Source organism: Pseudoalteromonas sp. CO342X (assembly GCF_004208915.1).
In the GTDB taxonomy this organism is placed as follows: domain Bacteria; phylum Pseudomonadota; class Gammaproteobacteria; order Enterobacterales; family Alteromonadaceae; genus Pseudoalteromonas; species Pseudoalteromonas maricaloris.
The window spans coordinates 1-25,113 of the sequence record NZ_SGPH01000001.1 but is presented as its reverse complement, the minus strand read 5'-3'; the positions used below and the strand labels follow the sequence as shown (position 1 = coordinate 25,113).

29 protein-coding genes and 2 tRNA genes are annotated in these 25,113 nt (G+C 44.3%); 23 read left to right on the top strand and 8 right to left on the bottom strand.

The window, feature by feature from the left end; genetic code table 11:
• Window positions 1-28 precede the first annotated feature (28 nt).
• From EXT47_RS00150 to folX, 6 genes are all read left to right on the top strand, one after another.
• Window positions 29-3,385, top strand: coding sequence for an ATP-binding protein (locus tag EXT47_RS00150; RefSeq protein ID WP_039490995.1), 3,357 nt, complete (start codon window positions 29-31; stop codon window positions 3,383-3,385).
• Window positions 3,386-3,480: 95 nt separating this feature from the next.
• A complete protein-coding gene (locus tag EXT47_RS00145) occupies window positions 3,481-4,107 on the top strand; it encodes a YceH family protein (RefSeq protein WP_039490993.1) in 627 nt (208 codons plus the stop codon).
• Between the two features lie 60 nt (window positions 4,108-4,167).
• Window positions 4,168-5,004: an ammonia-dependent NAD(+) synthetase gene (nadE, locus tag EXT47_RS00140; RefSeq protein ID WP_039490991.1), complete on the top strand. Its 837-nt coding sequence runs from the start codon at window positions 4,168-4,170 to the stop codon at window positions 5,002-5,004.
• A 72-nt stretch (window positions 5,005-5,076) separates the two neighbouring features.
• Window positions 5,077-5,793 carry a dihydromonapterin reductase gene (gene folM, locus EXT47_RS00135; RefSeq protein WP_039490988.1) on the top strand — a complete coding sequence of 239 codons (717 nt, stop codon included), beginning with the start codon at window positions 5,077-5,079 and terminating at the stop codon, window positions 5,791-5,793.
• Window positions 5,794-5,799: 6 nt separating this feature from the next.
• The gene (folE, locus tag EXT47_RS00130) at window positions 5,800-6,354 is read left to right on the top strand and encodes a GTP cyclohydrolase I FolE (RefSeq protein WP_039490987.1); all 555 of its coding nucleotides are present in this window, start codon (window positions 5,800-5,802) and stop codon (window positions 6,352-6,354) included.
• A gap of 7 nt (window positions 6,355-6,361) precedes the next feature.
• Entirely contained in the window at window positions 6,362-6,724 is a 363-nt protein-coding gene (gene folX / locus EXT47_RS00125) for a dihydroneopterin triphosphate 2'-epimerase (RefSeq protein WP_010378103.1), read from the top strand.
• 44 nt (window positions 6,725-6,768) lie between these two features.
• Here folX and EXT47_RS00120 read toward each other — a convergent pair whose 3' ends face one another.
• Entirely contained in the window at window positions 6,769-7,197 is a 429-nt protein-coding gene (locus EXT47_RS00120) for a YqaA family protein (protein WP_039490985.1), read from the bottom strand.
• Between the two features lie 106 nt (window positions 7,198-7,303).
• Here EXT47_RS00120 and EXT47_RS00115 point away from each other — a divergent pair, with 106 nt between their 5' ends.
• From EXT47_RS00115 to EXT47_RS00105, 3 genes are all read left to right on the top strand, one after another.
• Window positions 7,304-7,816, top strand: a complete 513-nt coding sequence (locus tag EXT47_RS00115; protein WP_039490983.1) for a thioredoxin-like domain-containing protein — start codon at window positions 7,304-7,306, stop codon at window positions 7,814-7,816.
• A 12-nt stretch (window positions 7,817-7,828) separates the two neighbouring features.
• Entirely contained in the window at window positions 7,829-8,293 is a 465-nt protein-coding gene (locus EXT47_RS00110) for a DUF2721 domain-containing protein (RefSeq protein ID WP_017219384.1), read from the top strand.
• Window positions 8,294-8,394: 101 nt separating this feature from the next.
• Window positions 8,395-8,841: a cytochrome c gene (locus EXT47_RS00105; protein WP_039490981.1), complete on the top strand. Its 447-nt coding sequence runs from the start codon at window positions 8,395-8,397 to the stop codon at window positions 8,839-8,841.
• Window positions 8,842-9,030: 189 nt separating this feature from the next.
• Here EXT47_RS00105 and EXT47_RS00100 read toward each other — a convergent pair whose 3' ends face one another.
• Window positions 9,031-9,216, bottom strand: a complete 186-nt coding sequence (locus EXT47_RS00100) for a PA3496 family putative envelope integrity protein (protein ID WP_010604204.1) — start codon at window positions 9,214-9,216, stop codon at window positions 9,031-9,033.
• 288 nt (window positions 9,217-9,504) lie between these two features.
• On the opposite strand from EXT47_RS00100, the gene EXT47_RS00095 reads away from it, so the two are divergent.
• A complete protein-coding gene (locus EXT47_RS00095) occupies window positions 9,505-10,290 on the top strand; it encodes a YggN family protein (RefSeq protein WP_039490979.1) in 786 nt (261 codons plus the stop codon).
• Between the two features lie 38 nt (window positions 10,291-10,328).
• Here EXT47_RS00095 and EXT47_RS00090 read toward each other — a convergent pair whose 3' ends face one another.
• Window positions 10,329-11,888, bottom strand: coding sequence for a PLP-dependent aminotransferase family protein (locus tag EXT47_RS00090; RefSeq protein ID WP_039490976.1), 1,560 nt, complete (start codon window positions 11,886-11,888; stop codon window positions 10,329-10,331).
• On the opposite strand from EXT47_RS00090, the gene EXT47_RS00085 reads away from it, so the two are divergent.
• The gene (locus EXT47_RS00085; RefSeq protein ID WP_039490974.1) at window positions 11,887-12,801 is read left to right on the top strand and encodes a DMT family transporter; all 915 of its coding nucleotides are present in this window, start codon (window positions 11,887-11,889) and stop codon (window positions 12,799-12,801) included. The genes EXT47_RS00090 and EXT47_RS00085 overlap by 2 nt on opposite strands.
• A gap of 41 nt (window positions 12,802-12,842) precedes the next feature.
• Here EXT47_RS00085 and EXT47_RS00080 read toward each other — a convergent pair whose 3' ends face one another.
• Window positions 12,843-13,685 carry a diacylglycerol kinase family protein gene (locus tag EXT47_RS00080; protein ID WP_130125687.1) on the bottom strand — a complete coding sequence of 281 codons (843 nt, stop codon included), beginning with the start codon at window positions 13,683-13,685 and terminating at the stop codon, window positions 12,843-12,845.
• 285 nt (window positions 13,686-13,970) lie between these two features.
• Here EXT47_RS00080 and EXT47_RS23775 point away from each other — a divergent pair, with 285 nt between their 5' ends.
• From EXT47_RS23775 to EXT47_RS00065, 4 genes are all read left to right on the top strand, one after another.
• On the top strand, window positions 13,971-14,117 hold the full coding sequence (locus EXT47_RS23775) for a hypothetical protein (RefSeq protein ID WP_017219379.1): 147 nt from the start codon (window positions 13,971-13,973) through the stop codon (window positions 14,115-14,117).
• Between the two features lie 224 nt (window positions 14,118-14,341).
• Window positions 14,342-14,432, top strand: a tRNA-Ser gene (locus EXT47_RS00075).
• Window positions 14,433-14,450: 18 nt separating this feature from the next.
• Window positions 14,451-14,543 (top strand) — tRNA-Ser (locus tag EXT47_RS00070).
• 127 nt (window positions 14,544-14,670) lie between these two features.
• Entirely contained in the window at window positions 14,671-15,420 is a 750-nt protein-coding gene (locus tag EXT47_RS00065; RefSeq protein WP_130125686.1) for an MBL fold metallo-hydrolase, read from the top strand.
• On the opposite strand, the gene EXT47_RS00060 is transcribed toward EXT47_RS00065, so the two are convergent.
• Together EXT47_RS00060 and EXT47_RS00055 are read right to left on the bottom strand one after the other, a co-directional pair.
• A complete protein-coding gene (locus tag EXT47_RS00060; RefSeq protein WP_130125685.1) occupies window positions 15,417-16,529 on the bottom strand; it encodes an aminotransferase class V-fold PLP-dependent enzyme in 1,113 nt (370 codons plus the stop codon). The genes EXT47_RS00065 and EXT47_RS00060 overlap by 4 nt on opposite strands.
• On the bottom strand, window positions 16,516-17,703 hold the full coding sequence (locus EXT47_RS00055) for a monodechloroaminopyrrolnitrin synthase PrnB family protein (RefSeq protein ID WP_130125684.1): 1,188 nt from the start codon (window positions 17,701-17,703) through the stop codon (window positions 16,516-16,518). Before EXT47_RS00055 ends, EXT47_RS00060 begins: the two co-directional genes overlap by 14 nt.
• Window positions 17,704-17,819: 116 nt before the next feature.
• Between EXT47_RS00055 and EXT47_RS00050 the strand changes: the two genes are divergently transcribed.
• The 3 genes from EXT47_RS00050 (at window position 17,820) to EXT47_RS00040 (ending at window position 20,748) form a co-directional block, all read left to right on the top strand.
• The gene (locus EXT47_RS00050; protein WP_130125683.1) at window positions 17,820-18,287 is read left to right on the top strand and encodes an Lrp/AsnC family transcriptional regulator; all 468 of its coding nucleotides are present in this window, start codon (window positions 17,820-17,822) and stop codon (window positions 18,285-18,287) included.
• A 63-nt stretch (window positions 18,288-18,350) separates the two neighbouring features.
• A complete protein-coding gene (locus EXT47_RS00045; RefSeq protein ID WP_039490962.1) occupies window positions 18,351-19,625 on the top strand; it encodes a carboxylesterase in 1,275 nt (424 codons plus the stop codon).
• Window positions 19,618-20,748, top strand: a complete 1,131-nt coding sequence (locus EXT47_RS00040) for a GNAT family N-acetyltransferase (RefSeq protein ID WP_130125682.1) — start codon at window positions 19,618-19,620, stop codon at window positions 20,746-20,748. The genes EXT47_RS00045 and EXT47_RS00040 overlap by 8 nt, the downstream gene beginning before the upstream one ends.
• Here the strand turns inward: EXT47_RS00040 and EXT47_RS00035 are convergent.
• Window positions 20,728-21,318 (bottom strand): DUF938 domain-containing protein, encoded by a 591-nt coding sequence (locus tag EXT47_RS00035; RefSeq protein WP_130125681.1) that lies wholly within the window; start codon window positions 21,316-21,318, stop codon window positions 20,728-20,730. The two genes, EXT47_RS00040 and EXT47_RS00035, sit on opposite strands and share 21 nt — an antisense overlap.
• A 166-nt stretch (window positions 21,319-21,484) precedes the next feature.
• Here EXT47_RS00035 and EXT47_RS00030 point away from each other — a divergent pair, with 166 nt between their 5' ends.
• The 5 genes from EXT47_RS00030 to EXT47_RS00010 all read left to right on the top strand — a co-directional run bounded on the left by EXT47_RS00030 (window position 21,485) and on the right by EXT47_RS00010 (window position 24,577).
• Window positions 21,485-21,667, top strand: coding sequence for a hypothetical protein (locus EXT47_RS00030; protein ID WP_010378070.1), 183 nt, complete (start codon window positions 21,485-21,487; stop codon window positions 21,665-21,667).
• A 117-nt stretch (window positions 21,668-21,784) separates the two neighbouring features.
• A complete protein-coding gene (locus EXT47_RS00025; protein WP_010604192.1) occupies window positions 21,785-22,195 on the top strand; it encodes a hypothetical protein in 411 nt (136 codons plus the stop codon).
• A gap of 8 nt (window positions 22,196-22,203) precedes the next feature.
• Window positions 22,204-23,580 carry an aspartate ammonia-lyase gene (locus EXT47_RS00020; RefSeq protein WP_130125680.1) on the top strand — a complete coding sequence of 459 codons (1,377 nt, stop codon included), beginning with the start codon at window positions 22,204-22,206 and terminating at the stop codon, window positions 23,578-23,580.
• Between the two features lie 107 nt (window positions 23,581-23,687).
• Window positions 23,688-24,188: a hypothetical protein gene (locus EXT47_RS00015; RefSeq protein WP_039490954.1), complete on the top strand. Its 501-nt coding sequence runs from the start codon at window positions 23,688-23,690 to the stop codon at window positions 24,186-24,188.
• Between the two features lie 8 nt (window positions 24,189-24,196).
• A complete protein-coding gene (locus EXT47_RS00010) occupies window positions 24,197-24,577 on the top strand; it encodes a hypothetical protein (RefSeq protein ID WP_039490952.1) in 381 nt (126 codons plus the stop codon).
• Between the two features lie 17 nt (window positions 24,578-24,594).
• Here EXT47_RS00010 and EXT47_RS00005 read toward each other — a convergent pair whose 3' ends face one another.
• Window positions 24,595-24,780 carry a hypothetical protein gene (locus EXT47_RS00005; RefSeq protein WP_010378060.1) on the bottom strand — a complete coding sequence of 62 codons (186 nt, stop codon included), beginning with the start codon at window positions 24,778-24,780 and terminating at the stop codon, window positions 24,595-24,597.
• Window positions 24,781-25,113: the final 333 nt, after the last annotated feature.

The following is a 25,113-nucleotide window of genomic DNA, read 5'->3' as shown; positions in this document are numbered from 1 at the left end:
AAATCATCGTCTTCAACACAGAAGCACCATGATCTCTGAACTATCGACATCACCACTTAAATTTCGCTTTGTGAAATATAGCTTCTGGCTTTTGCTAGTCGTTATCATCGCAGTGGCATGGTATGTTGATCAAGTAAACTATCGCCGCTTAATCGCGATAGAAAAGAGTCGTTCGACCGAAGAGGTGAATGTCTATCGCACCAAAATAGAAGGTATTCTGGCAAAAAATGTTCAACTGGTCAGAGGGCTAGGCATTGCCCTTTCTGGTCAATCCGAACTCTCTCAAGCTCGCTTCGAACAGCTCGCAAAACCCCTATTCGATAGTAGCCAAATTCTTCGTAATATCGGAGCGGCTCCAAATATGCGGCTCGACTATATTTACCCATTGAAGGGCAATGAAAAAGCCTTAGGCTTAGACTATCAAACCCATCCGACGCAAAAATACGGCGCGTTACTCGCCAAAGAAAGTCGCGAAATCGTGATGGCAGGTCCACTAGAGTTGCTGCAAGGAGGCACAGGTTTAATCGCAAGAGTTCCCGTTTACACTGACAAAACTCATTTCTGGGGATTACTCTCTGTTGTGCTCGATATGGATAGTCTGTATCAACAAGCAAACTTTACCGCATTAGAAAGTCAATATCTGATCGCGATTCAAGGCGTTGATGGTAAAGGCCAAGACGGAGATTACTTTTATGGCAATAGTAATATTCATTCGCTTGCCCCCATCGCATTTAGTGTCAACGTGCCCTCCGGTGAATGGGAACTCTACGCCGTGCCTCGCATTGGTTGGCAACCAGCGGCAACTGCAGTGTGGCCTTTTCGCTTAGCTATCATCGCGTTGATTATCATCTTTATTGCCGCATTTATCTTCATCACTCGACTGCTATCGCAACTGCAACGAAATGCTTTGTCACTGACCAATATGGGCATACTCGCAGAAGTTGGTGCATGGGAAATTAACGTCAAAACACGCGATATTATTTGGTCGGACGTCACTCGTAGTATTTTCTGCGTGCCGAGACAATTTCAGCCCACTTGGATGAATACAACAGAGTTTTTCAAAGCGGGTTTGCACAGAAAGCGTTTGCAAGACTGTGTGGATGAACTTATAAAAACAGGCCATGAGTTCGAAGAAGAATTTATTATCCAAACCCAAAATCTAGACGACTTATGGGTGCTAGTGAAAGCGCGTTCTATTCGCAATGGCAAATGCACTAGCCACATTTTTGGTTCCATTCAAAACATCCATAAACGCAAAATCATGGAAATGGAACACGATAAATTCGCCAAGAATAATGAGCTCCTTGCCCATTTGAGCTCTCACGAAGCCATCTTAAATAACCATCTCAACAAAGCACTCACACTCTGTGCAGATACCTGTAGAAAAGGAGTGGAGGTTAATAAAGTGAGCATTTGGCAATTTAATGAGGATAAAAACCAGCTGATCCCAGTGTGTTTTTCAAATGCAGCGATGGATAACTTAGAGCACTTTCCTCCTTGGCGAAAAGCAATAGCGCCTGCATTCTTTAGTGAAATTGAGAGTGGTCAAATAATTGCGGCAGAACAAGCTGAAAACCACCCTGCAACCATGGCCCTCACTACAACGTACCTTGAACCTTTTGAAATTAAGGCGATGCTTTGCTGCCCCATCAGTCATAAAAACCAAACCTTAGGCGTTCTTTGTGCAGAGTACGATGTTGTAAGTCCAGGTTGGGGTCAAAGCGACCTCCGTTTAATGAAATCTATCGCCGCCATGCTAGGAAGCCTCTTTATCAATAAAGCCCATCAAAAAGCAAAAAATCAAGCCATCATTGATAAAGACTTAGCAGAACAATCCGCTAAAATGAAAGCAGAGTTTTTAGCCAGTATGAGTCATGAAATACGCACGCCACTCAATGGCGTAATGGGTATGATTGAGCTCGTTATGCACTCACAACTCACTTCGACTCAACACCACCAGCTCTCTTTGGCACATAGTTCAGCGAAGTCCTTGCTTACCATCATTAATGACATTCTCGACTTTTCCAAAATAGAGGCTGGTAAGCTAACGATCGAATTTGTTGAGTTCGACCTTATCGAGATGTTAAGTAATATGCTATCTGGTTTTGTGCGCGCCGCTGATGCCAACAATAATCGGCTACATATCGATTTATCAGGTATGAAAGTCCATACCGCACAAACAGATCCTAATCGCCTCAAACAAATCCTTAATAATTTGTTAAGCAATGCGATTAAGTTCACCCATGATGGTTCAGTGACATTAAGCTGCCATACCGAACAAACGGGCGATCAAACTCGGTTATGGTGCAGTGTCGAAGATACCGGTATCGGTATTTCAAAGGAAAAGCTCAATAAAGTTTTTGATTCATTTACCCAAGCAGATTTATCAACCACTCGACAATATGGTGGTACTGGGCTTGGTCTCACCATTGCAAAGCAATTGTCTCAATTGCTCGGTGGCGATCTACAAGCATTTAGTAAAGAACACGTTGGCAGCACGTTTTCCTGCAATGTGCTTTTGACAGCAGCTAAACCCATTACCGTACATGAGAAATCAGATAACTCAACGTTATATATATTAAGCGAAATCAATGAAGACTACGGTAAACTACTGAAGCCCTGGCATATCACGTGCTTACACGTGCAGCAACTAGATATGCTCATGACACAACTGCAACAACCATCCTCACATCTTGCTGTTATTTTGGATGCCAAGTTACTCAATGCCACGCCGCGGAAAAAACAACAAGCACTCAAAGCGCAGCTAACACAGCAGCAGATCGTACATATGGTTGCCGTTGAAGAGCAAAGTAGCGAAACGCTCTCGCTATTTTCCTCCTGTGAGCGGGTGTACTATCCCATTACGCCATATGCAGCACTTCAGGTGTTCAACTCTGATTATCAAGACCCAGACAAGCCGACATCCGTCAAAACCGACTCACAGGTCAATGCTGAACCCCTGTTAGCACGCTCAATCTTATTGGTGGAAGATAATCGGATAAACCAAACCGTTGCGATGACGATGTTAGAGCGTTTAGGTGCAAAAGTCGTCTGCCAAGAAAATGGAGAGTTAGCACTTGCACACTTACAATCAACTAACAAACCTTACGATGTAATTCTAATGGATTGTCAAATGCCGGTGATGGACGGTTATCAGGCAGCACAGCAGATCCGCCAAGGTGTTGCCGGAAAAATCCATCAGCATAGCGTGATCGTTGCACTCACCGCCAACGCGATGCAAGGTGATAGAGAAAAATGCCTTGATGCTGGAATGGATGATTACCTCACCAAACCCATTGACTTTGATGAGCTAAAAGCCAAGCTGCTGCAAATAAAACCGCAGCAAACAATGCAAGCACCTTCGTCTACGGCCCAACAAAGTTAGCTCACACACTTTGCTACAGTAAATATTGGTATTATATTGCTACTATCAAGATGATGTTATACATCTCATCAGCAACAACAAAAATAAGGAAAGTGATGCAATTAGATACTCAAGAGCAACGCGTACTGGGTAGCTTAATCGAAAAGCAAGTCACCACCCCAGAACAATACCCCATGTCACTCAACGGCCTCACCAATGCGTGTAATCAAAAGTCGAATCGCGAGCCGGTGATGGAACTCTCTCAAAATGATGTGCTAGACACACTGACTCGCCTACAAGAAAAACGCTTAATTACCTGCGACGAAGCACTCTCTGGTCGCGTCGACAAATACAGCCAGCGCTTTTGTAACAGTGATTTTGGCCACCTGAAAGTCAACGCGAAACAAAAAGCGATTATCTGTTTGTTGTTACTGCGTGGACCACAAACTCCAGGTGAACTGCGTACCCGCAGCGGCCGCCTCGCAGAGTTCAGCTCCGTACAGGACGTTGAAGCGACATTAAGTGCGATGCAAGAACAGGATTATGTAGTTAAGCTTGCCAGAGAACCAGGAAAACGAGAAAGTCGTTATCAACACTTGTTTGGTGACCAAGTCGTTGAATCAACAGCGCCTGCAGAACCCATAACCGGCACCCAAAATGACAGCGAAATCGAAAGCTTAATTGCCGAAATTGAGCAATTAAAGCAAGAGCTCGCCACCATCAAAGCACATTTAGGGCTTTAAAAAGCGCGTCAGCACCAACATAATAGAAGTTTATCGCCCCGATAGTATTGAGGAACCAGTATGCGTGAAGCAATCATGGCCGAAATGAAAGTTCAGCCAATTATTGACCCGGAATTTGAAGTCAAACGACGTGTCTCATTTTTAAAAGCACGATTACAAGCCTCTGGCTGCTTCACCCTTGTGCTTGGCATAAGCGGAGGAGTTGATTCGTCAACTTGTGGACGTCTATGCCAGCTAGCTATCGATGAACTCAATGCTGAACATGGTACTGGGGCTTATAAATTTATTGCCATGCGCTTGCCGTATGGTGTTCAAGCTGATGAAGATGAAGCGCAACTTGCACTTGAGTTTATCCAACCGAGTCAGCGCTTAACAGTCAACATCAAGCCTGCGGCCGATGCCATGCACGAGCAAGCACTTGCTGCCATGGCGGGTGGAAGCGTGCCACTGCCTTCACAAGCCAGCGTGGATTTTATTAAAGGAAACGTAAAAGCACGCCAGCGCATGGTCGCGCAGTACGAAATAGCAGGCCTGACTCGCGGTTTAGTCGTCGGCACCGATCACAGCGCTGAAAACATCACGGGCTTTTACACCAAGTTTGGTGACGGCGCCTGCGACTTAGCGCCCTTGTTTGGCCTGTCAAAACGCCAAGTTCGCGCACTAGCGGCTTTTCTCGGGGCACCTGCGGGACTAGTACATAAAGTACCGACAGCCGATCTCGAATGCGACCGCCCAGGCCTTTCCGATGAAGAAGCGCTGGGACTAAGCTATGACAATATTGATGACTTCCTTGAAGGTAAGCCTGTTAGCAGTGAAGTAAACGACAAACTTATTGCCATTTATCAGCGCACCCAACACAAGCGTCAACCAATTCCTACGGTATACGACGAACAATAGTATTGTTGGCAGGAGATAACCAGTTATTCATCCTGCCAACCTTAATTTCTCAATTCACAAGGTGATTAACGTATGAGCCCCGCAGCTGCACCTATTTTAATTACTGGTGGCGCACAGCGCATTGGACTTGCTTTGGTGAAACACTTTCTCGCTAAACAGCAAGCCGTCATATTGACGTATCGCACCAAACATCAAGTTATCGATGAACTAGCATCGCTAGGTGCCATTTGTATCAAGGCTGATTTTGACGAGCCAGAAGCAATCACGCAACTCAACAACCAAATTCGTGCCCATACCGACGCACTCAGTGCTATCATCCACAATGCATCGAGCTGGGATTGTGAAGCCAACAACCCTGATTTTTCAGCATTATTCGACAATATGATGCGGATTCACGCTAAAGTCCCCTATTTGATCAATCATGCCTTGAGCGACTTATTGACAGCCAACAATAACGTCAGCGATGTGATCCATATTACTGACTATGTAGTAGAAAAAGGCAGTCCAAAACACATTGCCTATGCCGCAAGTAAAGCTGCATTAGATAACTTAACTCGGTCATTTGCCGCTAAGTTTGCACCTAACATCAAAGTGAATAGCGTTGCACCTTCACTTATCATCTTTAATCAAGACGATAGTGATGAGTACAAGGCAAAAACCTTGAAAAAGTCTATTATGGGAATTGAGCCTGGTAGCAAAGAAGTTATCAATAGTGTCGACATGATACTCTCTAGCAACTATATGACAGGACGCACGGTACAAATCGACGGTGGCCGCCATTTGAGGTAACGCATTATGCAAGACAAATTACAACAGAGTTATAAAACAATTATTGACGCCGTGGGTGAAGATGCAGACCGCGAAGGATTATTAGATACGCCAAAGCGCGCAGCGAAAGCGATGGAGTATCTTACTCAGGGCTACCGTCAAACACTGGATGAAATCACCAATAACGCGGTATTCAGCTCGGATGCCGATGATATGGTGCTGGTCCAAGATATAGAGTTGTACTCTATGTGTGAGCATCACCTTCTACCTTTCGTTGGCCGTTGTCACATCGCTTATATACCTGACGGTAAAGTGCTTGGCTTGTCTAAATTTGCCCGCATTGTTGATATGTTTGCCCGACGTTTTCAAATCCAAGAGCAGCTAACTCATCAAATCGCCAAGGCCGTTGAGGAAGTCACCGGCGCAAAAGGCGTTGGCGTGATCGTCGAAGCCAAACACATGTGTATGATGATGCGTGGGGTTGAAAAACAAAACTCTAGTATGCGAACGTCTGTCATGCTTGGTAATTTCAGAAGCGACCCCAAAACCCGCAACGAATTTTTACAGTTAGTGAAAGGATAAGCACGCTATGTCGAATGCCATTATTAAGGTGACGAATTTAAGGCTACGTACCTTTATTGGTTTTAATCCCGAGGAGCGGGAAAAAAAGCAAGATGTCGTGATCAATATTGAAATTCACTACCCAGCGGATACGGCATGTTTAGATCATGATAACGTGGCTCACGCGCTTAACTACAAAACGGTGACCAAAGCTGTCATCACACTGGTAGAAGAAGGGCATTTTTTGTTACTTGAGAAATTAGTGGCTGACATACTTGCTGAATGTCACCAACATCAAGACGTGACGTATGCAAAAGTCACCGTAGATAAACCGCACGCTTTACGGTTTGCTGACTCAGTGTCACTCACGCTTGATTGGTACAGAAGCTAAATTAAGCGATAAGACCCTGATATGCACTTCCTTGCCTTCTGGTATTAAGAAATCACCTGTAAGGCAAGGTAAATCACCAGTGCGTAACGGGCGCCTTTACCGAGCGCGACTAACACAAAAAACCACCCAAAAGAGGCCCGTAGAGACCCCGCTACCACAGTCAAAGGATCTCCGACTATGGGTAGCCAAGCAAATAGCAATGAAAACTTACCGTAACGATTAAATAGTCCACAAGCCTTATCATATTGCTGTTGAGAAACCGGAAACCAGCGCTTATTCCGCCACTTAGCGATAAACCAGCCAAGATAATAGTTGACACAGCTACCTAGTAAATTACCTGTTGTCGCAGCCAGCCATAACCAAACCAGTTCGCCTTGCTGTTTCACAACGAACCCACTTAGCGCCAGCTCCGACGACGCAGGTAATAAGGTTGCGGCAACAAAAGCAAGCCCAAATAAAGAAAGATAAATCATATCAACGGCTATAAGAAATTGGACTTTAAGAAATCATCTAAGTCGGGCAATATACTGAAATGTGCGCAAGACTTCAAAAACACCGACATGGAATCAAGGGATAGGCATGAAAACAACAATAAAAATGTTACTACTTAGCACCGTACTCGCTACCGGATTAAGTGGCTGCAAGGCCTCTAACGAAGCGCTACCACAAGCAGACGATGGCTATCAGACCTATATCCACACTGGCGACACCTTTAAACATTTGCAATTTACGGATATCAAAAACCAAGCCGTTAGGTTCGATGCTAATCACAAAAAGTTGGTAATTTTATTCGCGACATGGTGCTCCGATTCGCAACGCTTATTGAGTGAACTAAAACAATCTGAATTACTCACCCAAGCCGAGTTAACCATCGTTGCCATTGGTCGAGAAGAAACTAACACTACACTTGAGCAATTCAACGAAACCATGCAATTGCCCATCCATTTTGTTGCCGATCCCAATCGAGATATGTACAACACGTATGCCAATAAAGGCATTCCTAGAGTCATCTTGCTTGATGAACGCAACCAAGTGATGCAAACCCTCATCGGTGAGCAACCCAACACCTTATCAAAACTAAACTGGAATTAACGAGGTAACTATATGAATCCAGAAGTCGTTAGCATTCTCACGATGGCCAAAGTTATCCAAACCGCCGTTGCCCCTGTATTTTTAATTACGGGTATTGCTGCGACCTTAGGGGTACTATCAAACCGCTTAGCACGGATCACGGATAGGGCGCGTTTACTCGATCGCAAGATTAATACCACGCAAGATGAAGAACTCAAAATGCACTTTAGCCGTGAAATGCGCGCACTGTTAAAACGGTCTCGTTTTATTCACGTTGCATTTAGCATGAGTGTACTCAGTGCGTTGCTTGTGTGTGCAGTGGTTATGCTGCTGTTCATGTCGCACTTGTACAGTATGCCATTGGGTATTACTTTATCGTCTTGTTTTATCGCGGCTATGGTGCTGCTTATTGGCGCGTTTGTCTCTTTGCTTGGAGAAATCTTTCTGGCCACCCGCAGTATGCGCAGGGGCATGATATTCAAAGACATCGAGAGTTGATTATTTAAAACTAGTTGCTTCCGTCACAGGGCACTTATCGCAATTGTTTGATTATATTTGTAATTTACATTGAAAATAGGGAAAAATATTAGGGGTTTACTATGAAGAAACTACTTACCGTCACACTATTTAGCTGTCTTGCAGCAACAGCACAAGCTAACACTATGTTTGAATCGACTGAAGATGCAATTGAATACCGCCAAGCGTCTTTCCAATTGATCCGTTTCCAGATTGGCAATATGGGCGATATGCTAAAAGGCAAAGTACCATTTGATGCTGAAGTATTTAAGCAACGTGCTCACAATGCTGCGCAATTATCGCAAATGCCTTGGGAAGCATTTATCGACGGTTCTGACAAAGGCAATACTGATGCCCTACCAGCCGTTTGGTCAAACAGAGCTGAGTTCGATGGTAAAGCCAAGCAATTTGCCGAGTATGCTCAAGCACTGGCTGTTGCAGCTGACTCTGGCGACAAAAAGCTGATTGCTTCTGCATTTAAAGATTGGGCAAAAGGCTGTAAAGACTGCCATAAATCTTTTAAAGATTAATACCAATCGTATAAAAACAAAACAGCCGCATATTTGCGGCTGCTTACTATCTGAATATCTCGTCACTTGCTTGGCTATCACCAACGACACAGTAACTCAGACATCGCACTGAGTAACCCACAGCCCTGCTTAATCACACAGCCAAATTGAATTACTGTCAGTGCTAGACTCGTAGATGACGTCTAGTGATCAATCATCAATATAGTCGAAATCATCATCGCCTAGATTTCTACGTAGGCGTTTTTGCTCTAAGTAGTCGTCTAGCTTTCTTTTGACTTTACGCTTTTGCTTGTCATGTTGGTTACGACCCAACTTTTCAAATTCATCGTCTGCAAAATCATCATCAAGCGCATCGTAAGAGAATGTCTTACCCACAACTAACTCCAAAATAAAATAGTCATTAATAAAATGAGAGCCGTCTCTCAAGATCACTATTTAGCGCTAAATTGTCATTCTGAAAAGTGAGAGTTTCTTATCCTTACAATAAAAATTTTTTATTACCCAATTCATTTTGACAAAAACAACTATATTTTAGTCAATTTCATCACTTTTAGAGCACATTAACTTTTAACAATAAAACATAATATATTGATTTTATTTGAGTTTATATTTGGCATTGTTCTTGTAACAACAATCATGCAACTGAGCCAATAAGGATCGACCATGAATAAAATTTTACTACTAACAGCAGCAACAATGATGACAACCACCGTCGCTGCACACGAAAAAAATAACATCACGTTTAGCGGTGACAATTGTGAAGTAGAATTTCAAAATGACGTTAGGATCACGCCTGATAACTTGGTGATCACAACGGCCAAAAACAAAACAGCTGAGATCAACAATCTTGGCGAACTGACACTCAATGGCGAGCGCATCGCACTTAATACACAGCAAAAAACGATGCTCACGCAATACGGTGATGAGCTAAGAGGCCGCCTACCACAAGTGGCTGATATTGCTTTTGAAGGCATAAAACTAGCGGGCGTTGCCCTTAATGAAGTGGCACAAACCTTTAATTTAACTAGTTTAGATAGAATCCATGCTGTGATCGATGACCTCGAAACAGAAGTGCAAAATACGTTTTATCAGCAAGGTGCGTTTGTGATGGGCAAGCAAACCTTTGATGAGTTTGGCCAAAATTTTGATAATCAGTTTGAAGAAAAAATCGAGACCGCAGTACAAGGTGCCATGATGCAATCGATAGGTAGCTTACTGGTTGCGATTGGCAACGAAATGTCAGATGCAAACGGTGATATGAGCAGCTTTGAACAACGTATGGAAAACTTCGCAACGCAAATCGAAACCAAAGTTGAACAACAGGCAGAATCTATTGAGAAAAAAGCCGACGCACTGTGTGGCGACTTTGAACAAATCGCGAAAAACGAAGCCATTGTCGCAAAGTCTATCCCCGCCATGTCAGAGTACCAACTGTTTAAATTTAAATAATCTGACCTTGGCATAACTTACATTTAATTAAGGGTACGTTATGCCAACCCTTTCCTTTGTGCATCAGCCAATTCCCCCAGCGTTTTAATCGCTTGCTCTACCGACGCATCCCACGGCAAGCCATAACTGATCCGTATACAATTTTGATACTTTTTGCTGGCACTAAATAGCGTACCAGGCGTAATACTGATCCCACACTCCAAGGCTTTTTGGAACAACAAGGCACCATCGACGTGCTTACCTAAGTCTAACCACAGCACACAACCGCCTTGCGGGCGACTGACTCTTACCTCACTACCAAATGCAACATTCACCGCTTGGATCATACGGTCTCGATTCTCAATTAACCGTTTACGGACCAACTTTAAATGGCGCTCGTAGCCTCCGGAGCTGAGAAAGTCCGCCAATGCCCATTGGTTCATTAAAGATGACGAGCAACTCAACGCACGTTTTATGCGCTTTGCTTTTGCACTAAATTGACTGGCGACCATCCAACCCACTCGATAGCTGGGCGCTGCGGTTTTTGAAAATGACGCACATGTGATCACTAAACCCTTTTGGCTAAATGCTTGTGCCGGTATGCCGCGCTGCTCGGTAAAATATAAATCGCCATACACATCGTCTTCTATCAACACCACGTCACGTTGCTCTAATAGTGCCACCAGCTGCGCACGTCTCGTATCTGGCATAAAGCTACCAAGCGGGTTACTAATACTGGTAGAAAACACACACGCTCGAATATCATGCTTTTCAAGTGCCCGTTCAAGGTCGCTCAACCAAATGCCATCATCCGGGCAAACAGGTATTTCAATGGCCTTTAACCCTAAGTTTTCAGCCAGTTCAACAATGCCAAAATAACAGGGGGATTCAATCGCTATCACGTCTCCGGGCTTGGTCACCGCTTGTAACGCAATCGCCAATGCTTCTTGCGCGCCATTGGTGATCACCACTTCATCCATATCTATTGCTAAGCCCATATCCAAATAACGCCGCACGATTTGCTTTTTTAAACTATCTAAACCATCCATAGGACCATAATTAATGAGTTCATTCCCTGCTTCTTTCATTGCGCGGCGCATAATTTTGGCAAGAACCTGCTCGGTACCAGCAATGGCAATGGGGTTAGCGATACCTAAGGGGATTGCATGTGGCTGATGGATCCCCTTATACACTTGTTCAATCAACGCCTGCTTGTTAACCACTACAGGTTTGGCGGGCAATCGTGCACGCTTCGGAGAGTCGTTGTGCGAAGCTCTGTGGCATAAAAAGTAGCCGGACTTCTCTTTGGCAACCACTTTTCCTTGATCTTCAAGCGCTTGATAGGCCTGCTTTACCGTTGGGATACTGACATTTAAGTTTTGCGCCATAACACGCAATGAGGGAAGCTTTTCGCCCGGTAAAATAGACTCTTGTTCTGCCATCGACAAGATCATTTGGATCACCTGCTGATAGAGAAAGGCGGAATGTTGGCGTTGAATAACGGTACTCATAAGCAATAATCTGTATAGGTATAAATTAGCAAATTCTGTATATAGCTTATACAGAATAACAGCGTAAACTACAGACTTCCACTGCTGTTTGAATCTAGAGCCGATCATGAAAAATCTATTTCTTTACGCCATCACTGTGTTGATTTGGGGATCAACATGGCTTGCCATTGAATACCAACTTGGCAGCATCAACGAGTTTGTGTCGCTGTTTTACCGCTTTGGCCTCGCCGCGGTTTGTATGTGGGCGTTTGTCATCTATAAGCGTGTGCCAATGCGATTTTCTCGCCGAGATCACGGCTTTTTCATCCTCTTAGCGCTGTGTAATTTTGGTGCTAACTATCTCTTCTTGTATTGGGCTCAGGCACATTTAACGTCAGCGATGGCATCAATTGCGTTTTCATTATTATTGGTCGTTAACATCGTCAATACTAAGTTATTTTTTGCCAAACCTATTGCAAAGCGAATTTACTTTGGCGCATCACTGGGCACGCTTGGGATAGTCAGCTTGTTTTGGCACGATTTGGTCGCATTTGATTTGCAAAGCGAGGCCTTCTTGGGATTATCATTAGCTCTATTAGGAACAGTGGTCGCGTCACTCGGTAATATGGTGAGCGTACGCAATTCCAATCAGCAAATTGATGTTATGGCGGGAAATGCGTGGGGTATGCTTTACAGCGCTGTCATGTTAGCAACCTATGTCGCCTTTAGTGAACATCAGTTTATCAACCAAGCGCCGGCATCATATTGGTGGTCTCTGATTTACCTCAGCGTGTTTGGCACCGTTATTGCCTTTGGTTGTTATTTCTCACTACTCAAGAATATTGGTCCTGAGAAAGCGAGTTATTTGATAGTGTTATTTCCTTTTGTTGCCGTGGCCTTGAGTACCTTATTTGAAGGCTTTGAGTGGCAGCAAAACACCTTTATTGGATTTATTTTGGTCATCCTAGGTAATGCGATTGTACTCACGCCTTTAGATCGCATCTACGCTTGGTTGTCCATTCGGTCCCCAGTTAGAAGTTGAAGTCTTACCAATGCTTTAGCTTCTTACTTTTCAGCGCCATTTTATAATGGCGCTTTTTTTATGTTCAGAGCTCGGCGGCAGCAAGTTATCGTCGCAGGCGTGCGCCCAACAATCTCACCATCAGCCTCGATGTCATATCCCTCTTGTGCGATATAAAGCTCTGTAATGCGACCGTGGTGCACATTTCTTGTGCCCATATGACGTTTAAGTAGCATATTGACAAACAATACCACCCGCTGCCAATGCGTTTGCGGCGTGAACCACAGCAGCTCCAACTGACCGTCATCAAGACAAGCCATAGGAGCAGGAGTTAACCCTGCCCCAAAGTGTTTGCCATTCGCAAGTAACAACATCATACCCTGCTCAGGCCACGCATTGCTGTGATAGCGAATGAGCTTGGCAGTAAACAGCGACATTAATCCCGCATAGGTATAGCTCAGCTTTCCTAGCCGTTTGGTTTGTCCTAAGTTATTCATGACATGCGCGTTAAAGCCAATCCCAGCAACATTGACAAACCAACGCCCGTCCACTTTACCCAAATCAATACTCGAGATCTTGTCTGAAAATACAGCTGCTCGCCACTGTGCTTTGGAATAATGAAACTGCCGAGCAAAATCGTTGCCAGTCCCCGCTGGCAGCAGCGCAAGCGTGTTATCCCGTTCAGCAATGGCATTGGCGACTAGGTGCAAAGTGCCATCCCCCCCAATCACCACCACGCTCACTTCCGCCGTAGCTGCTTGAGCAATTGCGTCCCTATCTGTGACAAAGTTTCCAGTGGTATTAAACCAAGTTGCCGTCAACTGTTGTTGTTTTAATTGTTGCTTTAACCATGCAATTTGCGCTTTCCCCTCAGCACCCGCTAAAGGGTTGACTACCACCAGCATAAAAACCCTTAAATACAAAAACTCAACTTATATGAATAAAAAACCAAAACTAAAACCAAAAATAAAAAACAAAAACCACAAACACTCATATTAATTGGGATACAGCCTAATAAAGACAATCACACTTATGCATAACCATGCAAAAAAGCCATTAAAATAAAAATGAATAAACCATTAATTCATTAGTTATTTTTATCCGAAAACATCAATTTTTATCGTTTTAAATTTAAACAAATCGCGTGCAAAATAGCCTTGTTTTCAATCATAGCTTATTAGGAGCCAGACATGCTTAATTCAGCTGCACCTTGCAGCCCATCACAAAACACGTTTAACCAAACACAACCAACTAAACAACGTCGTATCAATTGGACGAAGTGGTTGGCAGTATGTGGTCAACACTTAGCGTTAAAAGACGTGATTATGTATAAGTAAGTCTGCACAGAGCATGGCGTCCCAACCCGCCATGCTCTCGTCAGCATTTGTTTCAATAGACCATAAAAGCACCACTTCAACCAGCATTTTTGTACAAAACCTCTTCGTCAAACCGCTAATTTCTAGCACAATTTTAAAAAAACCTTACTTTTAGCACATTTTTTAAGCAAACAGTTTAAAAACGGTTTACAGCGCCTAAATCGCTAAGTATTATCTTTGCCCATGGAGAGATGGCTGAGTGGTTGAAAGCACCGGTCTTGAAAACCGGCATACGTTAATAGCGTATCTAGGGTTCAAATCCCTATCTCTCCGCCATTTTTAAAGTATTGCGTCGGAGAGGTGGCCGAGTGGCTGAAGGCGCTCCCCTGCTAAGGGAGTATAGGGTTTGTAGCCCTATCGAGGGTTCGAATCCCTCCTTCTCCGCCATCACTTATAAGAAAACCGCTTAATTGCGGTTTTTTTATGTCTGCGATTTATCACTTCCACACACAACTGGTCAGATGTCTTCAACCTATGCTATGTTGAGATCTGATTGGGGAAATGAGTGTGACGAATGAAAATCCATATCTTAGAAGGCTATATTCAACATATTTATCTGGTTGAGCACGAAACGGGCCTGCTGTTACTCGACGGTTGCTGTCGTGCCGATGTTGAGTTGGTCTGCAACTACATCCTGCAACTGCAAAAGCCACTAAGCGCACTCAAGCTGATTGTGGTCACGCATATGCACCCAGATCATGCCGGTGGCGCGCACAAACTCAGAAAACTCACGGGCGCAAAGATTGCGGCCGCAAATGCCCCCAGTCAGTGGTATCGTGGTATTGATGGTGTCATGATGCACCTCTCCGATATGGCGCTGGCACTTTGGGTTGCAGGGAGAAAGCGCAAGGCCAAGCGTAACCTTTGGTATCCAAGACAATTATCACCAGACTTTTACCTAGCCGACGGTGATAACTTACCCTACTTTAACGAATGGCAAGCGATACACACACCCGGTCATACGGATAGAGATTTGAGCTTGTATCATCTCCCCAGTAAGCGCATCTATGTGGCGGATTTGACGGTAAAAGTGAAAGGGCAATTTGTTGCGCCTTTTCCGGTATTCTATCCACGCTTGTATCGTCAATCTCTTGCCAAAGTAAAGGCACTACAACCCCACTCCGTGATCTTGGCGCATCAAGGAGAGGTACTTGCAGAAGAAATTGATTTTAACGCATTGATAGCGCGCGCGCCCAAGCAACCAATGACACATTGGCGCTCGGTGAAGAAGAAGACCAAAAAAGCACTAGGATTAGGAAACTAGCTTTCGTTGATAACCCGCACCAACTGCGCGATGTCCTCCTGACTATTATAAATATGTGGTGAGACACGAATACCGTAGCGACGATTATCCACAGCAATGTCTGCGTGCTTAAGCTGCTCCATCACTGCCTCATGCTGCGAGCCAAAATGCAAAATAGCGGTCCCAGAGCAAGCACTCTGTGCTGTAGGAGAGCGATAAAATTCAGGCAATGCCGCTTGTAACTGAGATAACAAAGCAAAGTTGTACGCTCTTACTTGCTCAATCCCAAGCTCGGCAAAATAGCCAAGGCTGTGCCCCGCATAGATATAAGGTGCCACACTTGGAGTACCGCCCCAAAAACGCAGCGCACTTTCACTCAGCGCAAAATGATGAATATCAAACTCGAATGGATTTTGATGCGAAAACCAACCAACGTCTTTTGGTTCGCAATAAGGCAAGACATCCTCATTCACCCAGATGAAACCTGCGCCAGGGCCACCGCAGCTCCATTTCACACAAGAGCCGATAACGCAACCCGCGCCCCACTCGCTTAAATTTATTGGTAATACACTAAGTGACTGAGCAATATCAATAATGCTGCGACAACCATATTGGTTAGCAAGGCTAATGATGTCAGCGACAGGCGCCTGCTGACCGCTGTTCGAATAAACATGACTGACAAATACCCAGTCAATTTGCTCGTCAATATAGTGCTGCCACACACTTAGGTCGTGCATATTCATCGCTTCGGGAATATAAACAATCTCAATATTGTCCAGCGCATTTTGTAACGCAAATCCCATGCTGGGGAAGTCTTGCTCACTCATCAATACGCGTACTTTGCGAATGCCACTTTCGGGCAAACTCATCGCCCATTTCGTTAAACCACTGGAAAGGTTTGTTTGCGGACAAAACAGGCGCGCATCAGTGTGTAATAGGGAAGCTAGGGCTGAGGTAAAGCGATCAATACCGCTTAGCCACTGCTGCCAAGGCTCTTGATTTTGTTGTTGCCACGGCACCATAAATTGCTGATGGAAATCTTCTTCTGCAGATTTTAACATACGACCAACGGAATGACTCAATAAATAGCGACCCGTAGGCAAGTGAAAATCATCCCTATATTGCTTCATGCTTAACCCCTATTGCTTGACGTAATCGTTTTAAATCATGATGCCGAGTAAAGATATCAGCGCGCTCGGCAGCGGCTCGCCTATCTCTTAAGTCTGCGAGTTCTTTGAGTAACACTTCAATCGGTGGACCACTGGCGGTCACTTTGCTTAAGTGCTGTTGCTGCATTGCTTGCGAAGGTTTGGCGATATACTTTTCGACGAGTTGATTGTGATGTTGTATGGCCGTATCTCCATGCAGCTTACACACTTGTATAAACAAGCTACAGGCAGGGCCAAACCAATCACTTTTCGGCCCTTTCGATGCACTCAGAAACGCATCCATTAAATTAGGCGTGCGCATGCATTCACGCAGTGTTGCTTGGTCTTCTGGCATCATATAGAGGAATTTTTCCACCAGCATTTGACCGTAACTAATGTCGTTCGCCGGGCATAACCCCAACATCATATCGATAACATTGATACCCGCAAAATCTCCAGCGTTTGCACCACGATAGACCTCTTTACCAACTCGGTATGGTTTGTAATAGGGTCGTACAACATAAAAGAATGCCTCGGTATCTAGTTCCTTAAATAACTCTCGATTAGACTCTATCACCTCAAGCAGCGCTTGCTTAACTTGTTTGAGTAGCACCAATGACATGGGATGAGAAATTCCCAAATGATGCACCTTCATTAACGATTCGGACGCACGTTTATAGGCAAGAATGGCCTGAGTATTATAGTCGATGAATAAGCGCTCTGCCGGATGAGAAGTAAAGCGCTTATACACGCCGTTGATTGCGCGGTTATGTGTGGTGAGATGAGCCGTTGCGAAGCGCGGCGTAACCCCCAAAGAGGCACCAATGTGCATGGCCAGTGCCGATGCTTGTGTCAGCGGAGACACCCTTTCACGGCTTGGCTCGGTAATTTCGTGGCGTCTGCATGCAGCCATAAATAGACCAACGTTACCGAGTAAGTCGAATGCTTGCTCAAAGCCTTCGTCGGTATTGCCTTCTTCTAGCAAGGCTTGGATCAGTTGATTACCTTCTTCTAATAACTGTGCTTTTAGCGTTTCACCAACGCCTTCAACGTTTGCTTTATCCTGCTGCTGCCAATAAAGATGTTCAAGCTTGTCGTTAAGGTCGACAAACGGACCTCTAATCCAAGCGTCAAATTGTACGGCTAATGGACTCATGATTACTTCTCGTGATTATTCCACAGTTAAGGCTAGCAAATCACCACGAGCATAATTTGCCAATTTTCTCTAAAAGTTTAATACTGATTAGCAAGAATCACTCTTTTATTTCGTTTATGTCGGTAAATCTAGATGCCAAGGACAAATTGCTCCTTAACGCCTTGCAACATAATGCACGTTTGAGTAATGCCTCACTCGCCGAAAAGGCAAACCTTTCTGATACTCCCTGTCTTCGACGCGTAAAACGCTTACAAGATACAGGAGTAATTTCAGGTTATCATGCGGCACTGGATAGAGCACAAGTTGACCTAAGCATTTTGGTTTATGCACTTATAAAGCTCAGTGAAAATACCGCAACCGCAGCGTATTTATTTGAACAACACGTGGAATCTGAAGATCAGGTGATTAGTTGTTCGGTGATCTCCGGAAGTCATGATTACCTATTGGAAATCGTAGCAAAGGATTTGCCCAGCTATGAACAATTTGCCAAACATCAACTGGGCGCCTGTAAGGTAATTAGCGGGATTGAATCAACGATTGTCCTAAAGCAAACTTTTGCAAAACGCACATTACCGATCCGCTAACCATTTTTATCGTCATCTGTTCTCGCTATACTGCATGTGATTTTATGCTCATAAGGACCGACTATGCGCCACTACCTTACCTCCACAGTATTTGCTTTTAGCCTGCTTGCCTCACCTTTGGTCATCGCACAAGACTGTGTTACCCAAGTGAGTGATATGTCGCTATTCACCAAGAGCAAAGCGTCGGGATTATTCCGCGAAGCAATCGATAAAGGCCCCGTCACCGTCGATGTAGGGAATATAAAAAACTATAACGATTATATTCGTTCTACCAAGCAAATTATTGAAAGCCGCAATCCCCGCGCTACACTGCCATGCCCGTTAATGACACCCACTGCAACATTACTCAATCTGACAACCCCCAAGGTAAGTGACTTAATCGCGCCATTTTCACTTGAGCATGACAACAAAGATCACGCCATTTTACTTATCCATGGTCTGACCGATTCTCCTTTTACTTTTCACTACCTTGCGGCAGCGCTCTATGAAGCGGGATACAATGTCAGAACCATGTTACTGCCAGGCCACGCGACTGCACCAAGCGATTTAACCGAAGTTGATATTGACGATTGGCAAACCCATACGGATTATGCCATCGCACAGACGAGCCAAGATTTTAAGCATTTTTCCGTACTTGGTTACTCCACTGGTGCCGCCATGGTGCTGAGTAGCATAGCGAAGCACAAGCCCAATAATTTAGGCTCTGTTGCACTTATCTCACCCGCCACAGAACCACATAATAAGAACGGTTGGCTAGCCAAATGGATTGATTACGTGCCATTTGTCAATTGGATAGATGAAGACGCCGATTTGGATTTCGCCAAATATGAATCTTTCCCATGGCATGGCGCAACGTTAGCCCATCAGGCTATGGCGCCACTCAAATCACTCACCACTTTGCCAGATGTACCGATGTTTATCAGCTATAGCGATGTCGATACCACCATAGACAATCATGCAACGGCAAAGCTGCTAGAAAAATGGCAACCTAAATCAACATTGACCCAATTTATCTACTCGGAAACGCCATCGACTAAGCAAGGTGTGAATTATCGGAGCGTGAAAGCCGACAACATTGTCGATATGTCTCATATTGGTATTTTGCAGCCACCTGAACATATTTTTTACGGCAGCAAAGGGCCTTATCGTAATTGCACCAGTTACCACTTAGAAGACCAAGCCTTCATTAACTGCCGCACAGGTAAAACCGTCCATTTTGGCGAGCGTCACGAGAAAAGCATGACGCAATACACCGCTCTTGCGCGGATCACGTTTAACCCTGATTACAGCAACTTTGAGCAAGCACTGCTCGCATTTTTTGACGGCCACAATGACTGAGTACCAACACAGGTTTATTCATTCTCTAACTGAAGTGACAGAAGCACAGTGGGACTGTGTTTCACCATCACATGTATTTACGAGCTACGCGTGGCTGCTTGCATTAGAGTTGAGCGGCTGCACCAGCAAAGAGACTGGCTGGATACCGCATCACCTAATGATTGAACGCCAAGGCGAGTTGATTGCCATTTTACCAGGCTATATAAAATCGCACTCTTATGGCGAGTACATTTTTGATTGGGCTTTTGCTGAAGCCTACGAGCGCCATGGATTAGATTACTATCCGAAATGGCTGTGTGGCGTCCCCTTTACGCCAACTCAAGGACCAAGAATATTAACGAAACGTCTATCTTCTTGCTTGCTTGAATATATTGACGCTACGCTCACGAGCCTCGCCCAACTAGGCATTAGTGGAGTCCATATAAACTTTTGTCGTGAAAGCGATTTTCTCACTCAGAGTCATTTAACGATGCGCCGCAATGTGCAATTTCATTGGCATAATCAAGGTTACGCCGAGTTCGATGATTTTCTCGCACGACTCACATCAAGAAAGCGTAAAATGGTCATGAAAGAACGCCAAGCTGTGACTGCCCAGGGTATTAACATAAGCTGGACTGTTGGCAGAGAAATAAGCACAGCACAACTTGATGCCTTTTTTCTCAGTTACCAGCTCACCTATCTTAAACGCTCGCGGCACCACGGCTATCTCTCTCGCGACTTTTTTCAGCAAGTTATCACCTCAATGCCAGATAAGCTTCTTCTTTGCTGCGCTTACTTAAACCACGAAATTATTGCCACCAGTTTATATCTTGTGGATGGTGATACCATGTATGGTCGCTATTGGGGCGCAATTGAGGATAGTTACGACTTTTTGCATTTTGAGCTGTGTTACTATCAAGGCATAGAGTACGCCATTGCTAATCAGCTTGCTGTCTTTGACGCGGGAGCTCAAGGCGAGCACAAGTTAGTGAGGGGTTTTGAGCCGGTGTGGAGGCAATCGTATCACCGCTTATTTCAACCTGACTTTCAACACGCGCTTGAGGATTTTACCAAGCGCGAAGCTGACGCACTCGGGCATTACTTTACCGAGTGCCAAGCAAAACTACCGTTTAAACACCAATAAGCGATTATTAGCCGGCATCGCATAGTCTTGCTGTAGTGTAAGTCCTTGCTCTACCGCAAGCGCCAATACCCATTCTTGATCGCGAATACCACTTTCTTTGTCTTGCGATTTTAAATATGCATCAAACTCTCGGTTACTCTCGCTGGTAAATTCACCTTGATAATTAAACGGCCCATAAACTATCAGGTAGCCGCTTTCTTTAAGGTGTCGTCCAACTCCTGCGATTAAGCGCTCAACGAGTGTTGATGACACAATGTGCAAGGTATTAGCGGTATAGATCACATCATAACGCTGATTAACAGGCCACCCATGGTACAAATCTAGCGCCAATGGCGGTAAAGCATTTTCTAACTCCGCGTCATCAAGCCACGCTTGAATACCTGCGTGATTAACCTCCCTGTCCGCCGTCTGCCACGTTAAATGCGGTAACGCCGCAGCAAAGTGCACCGCATGTTGACCCGTACCAGAGCCTACCTCTAGCACTTCCAAAGGTTTATTTAGATAGGGAGTGAGCTTTTCTAATATTGGCTGTTTATTATTTTCACACGCTTGAGAGTATGGTTTTGTCATCTCGTTTGCACTATTTTGATCGATTTATGCGCCCCATTGAGGCAAGAATTTATCTCAATTGCAAGGCAAATAGCTAAAACTTCCACTAAGCAATTAAAATTAGAAAAGAAATTTATTTTGGTACAACTTCTGCTAAGTTTAAAGAGTACTAAGAGGAGAAGCGAGCATGAAAATTTCAGAGATCACCCAAATGCCAAGCCAACTTAAAAGCGAAGGACTTGTCCTGAAGAAGCGTAAAAATACCTTCACGAAAAGTCGCGCTTACCGACAAGAAGTCGCTAACCTGATGCAACTCGAAGAACAAGAGAAAGAGCATTCAGAGCAGCAATATCTCCTCGGCTATAATTAAGCTCAATCACACTTTCTTAAATTCATTTCAGACTCATAGTGAGCTGCTATGGTGAATGCTAAACAAATTGTTTGGCAGTGCGAATACTAAAGCTTGAATTGCCAACCAAACGATGTAATGATAACCATTATCATTACATCGTTTGGTTTTGTATTTATGCAGCTAGCTACTTTATTACAAACTTATCGTGCGAAGCTTAATCGCCACTGCCAGCGACCACAACTCGAGGCGCCGCTCTTGGTTGCGGAATATATTTCGGCAGGCATAGGCATGGCGAAATGGTACGAGCGCCATAATAACCCGCTGCTGCAAGAGCTTTATCTTAAAAATACATTGTCCGAACTGTTAGAACAGATTGCCGATCCACTCGTTGATACAGCCATACGTAAACAATGCATGGATCAATTATTTAAACCTTTGTTGGCACTAAAACGGTTTTATAAACATCATCATACTTCGTCACGGCAATTTTTGAAGCTACAGCGAGATGCGTGCCAAACCTGCCAGCAGTTTAACCCTTTTTATTAGGAGCAACGATGACTACATTTCGTCAAGAATCCGATAGTATGGGAACATTAGATGTTCCTGAGCATGCGCTCTACAAGGCGCAAACACAACGCGCTGTAAATAACTTTCCTATTAGCGGGATCACAATGCCAAGTAGCTTTATCAAAGCATTGGCCTATATCAAACAAGCCGCAGCTGAAACCAATCAATCCCTTGGCCATCTATCAAGTGATAAAGCAAAAGCAATTGTGAGTGCCTGTCAGCAGCTCATTGATGGCAAACACTTAGATCAATTTCCGGTAGATGTCTTTCAGACTGGCTCTGGTACCAGTTCAAACATGAATGCCAACGAAGTGATCGCCACGCTGGCGACTGAATTAAGCGGTGTCGCAATTCATCCTAATGATGACGTTAACATGGGCCAAAGCTCAAACGATGTGATCCCAACAGCGATTCACGTGAGTAGTGCAATCACAGCAGTGTATAACCTTCTGCCAGCACTAAAACACTTATCTAGTAGTATTGAACAAAAAGCAGAGCAAGTTGGTCATCACGTTAAAACTGGTCGGACGCACTTGATGGATGCAATGCCGGTGACCTTTGCACAAACATTAAGTGGCTGGCAAGCGCAAGTAGATAACGCCTGTCAGGGCATTGTTCATTCCTTAGAAAAAGTTTACGAGTTAGGTCAAGGTGGAACAGCGGTAGGCACAGGTATTAATGCCGATCCTCAGTTCGCTAAATTATTTAGCCAAAACCTGAGCACTAACATCGGGATCCGTTTCAGTAAAGGCAATAACTTTTTCTATCATATCGGCTCACAAGACGCGATAGTGGGACTGTCAGGCCAACTTAAAACCTTTGCAGTAGCACAAATGAAGATAGCCAATGACTTGCGCTGGATGAATTCAGGACCGCTTGCTGGCCTAGGTGAAATCGAGCTTGAGGCGCTACAGCCAGGCTCTTCAATCATGCCAGGTAAAGTAAACCCAGTTATTCCAGAAGCGGCTGCAATGGCCAGTGCTCAAGTGATAGGTAATGACGCAACGATTAGTGTTGCAGGCCAGTCTGGCAATTTTGAGCTGAATGTTATGCTGCCGGTGATTGCATTAAATATTTTGCAAAGCATTGAGATCCTCTCAAATACCGCGAGGCTACTTGCGGACAAAGCTATTTCAAGCTTTAAGGTGAATGAGCAGAATATTCAAAAGGCACTGGCTAAAAACCCGATTTTAGTTACCGCATTAAATCCTGTGATCGGGTATGAAAAAGCAGCACAAATTGCCAAGCTTGCCTACAAAGAAGGGCGCCCAATCATAGAGGTCGCTGCCGAGCAAACCGATCTGAGTGAAGAGGAGCTCCAATCATTACTCGATCCACACAAACTCACCAAAGGCGGTCTATAACGCTGTCCTTCACAGCCTGCGATCACATATAGTGTATGCAGGCTGCAGAGCTTGCTATTCCTTAAGGACTTGCGTAGTTTAATTAGCAAACATTAGGAGAGCATATAATGAACAAGATGATCCCCACTTTACTTGCAACCTTTTTGCTGTTTGGTTGCCAAGAAGAAGTAACTAAAAAAGAAACCACAGAACAAAAAGCACAGGAAACCAAAACTGTAAGCGAAAAGCACACCGAAGTTAAAGAATCAAAAGAAGCAAGCTTACCTATTCAACAAGATGGTAAAAAGCTCGATACCTCTGACATCAAAACCCATAAACAGTCATTGGAAAGCGTGGTGGCCGACAAAAGCTGTGATAACGATACCCAGTGTAAAGTCATTGCCGTTGGCGATCGTGCCTGTGGTGGCCCCTCTTCTTATCTAGTGTATTCAACAAGATCAGCAGATGAGGCCCAAGTTAAGCAGTTAGCGGAGCAAATTACTACATTAGAGCGCGCCTATAATATGCAAAATCAGATGATGAGTATCTGTCAGCATTTAATTGAACCCGCAACACAATGCGTTGAAAATAAGTGTGTTAAACTAGAAAATAGTCGTCCTACATACTAGAGGCAATAATGAAGTTAGCTATTTCTCTCGCTTGCATCGGCACACTAATTGCGGCGTTATCTGGCTGTGAAATGACATCAGGCGATGCAGCAAGTCGCTCTAATACTGCGCATACACTCAGCGATATAAGAGCAAATATAGGATGTGATGCAAGCTATCAGTGTAAAGTAATTGGAGTAGGTGAGCGATTAACCTGTGGTGGACCAAGAGAATACCTGATCTATTCAACGAAGCATACTGATGAGCAAGATGTAGAAGCTGTCGTTAGCGCCATTACAGAGCAAGAAAAGCTGAATAACAAAGGAAAAGCGCCAGCGGTTAGCTGTGAACCTGTGATGCCAATACAAACACTATGTATTGCCCATACCTGTCAGGCTGTGCCTCTATAGACTGATGAGCACTCAGGTTATCGGATAAGCTCATTGATCACTGAGATCACCATCACTAACAGCGCACAAATACTCGCATTAATAATGTACTTCACTTCAAGCTGCTTCTTAATCCAATAGCTATACATAAAGCGAATTAAGTAAGTGGCTGAAGTACCAAACAATGCAAATATTACCAACAGTGCAATTAAATGAAATGACACGCTAAATCCCCGGTTTTTAGCCCATCATATCGTTAATTGACCCTTCCTTATAGCCCTTATTGCATAAAACCACATAGCAGCTTCTCGCTTGCAACCTATCGGCGGGTAAACCATCTCCTACCATGTTGCACTGTGCTGATACTGTGGTAGGAGCGAGTTTACCTCGCGATGTGTTGATTGGCTTGCGAGGTTTTATATCTCTCAAATCTCTATACCCCAAACAGCAAAAAACCCGTCGCATTGCTGCAACGGGTTTCTCTTATTTTGCCCTGGCTCGCTACGAAGTAGGATGTTCTACTTTCACATGGGTAATCCACACTATCATTGACCGGG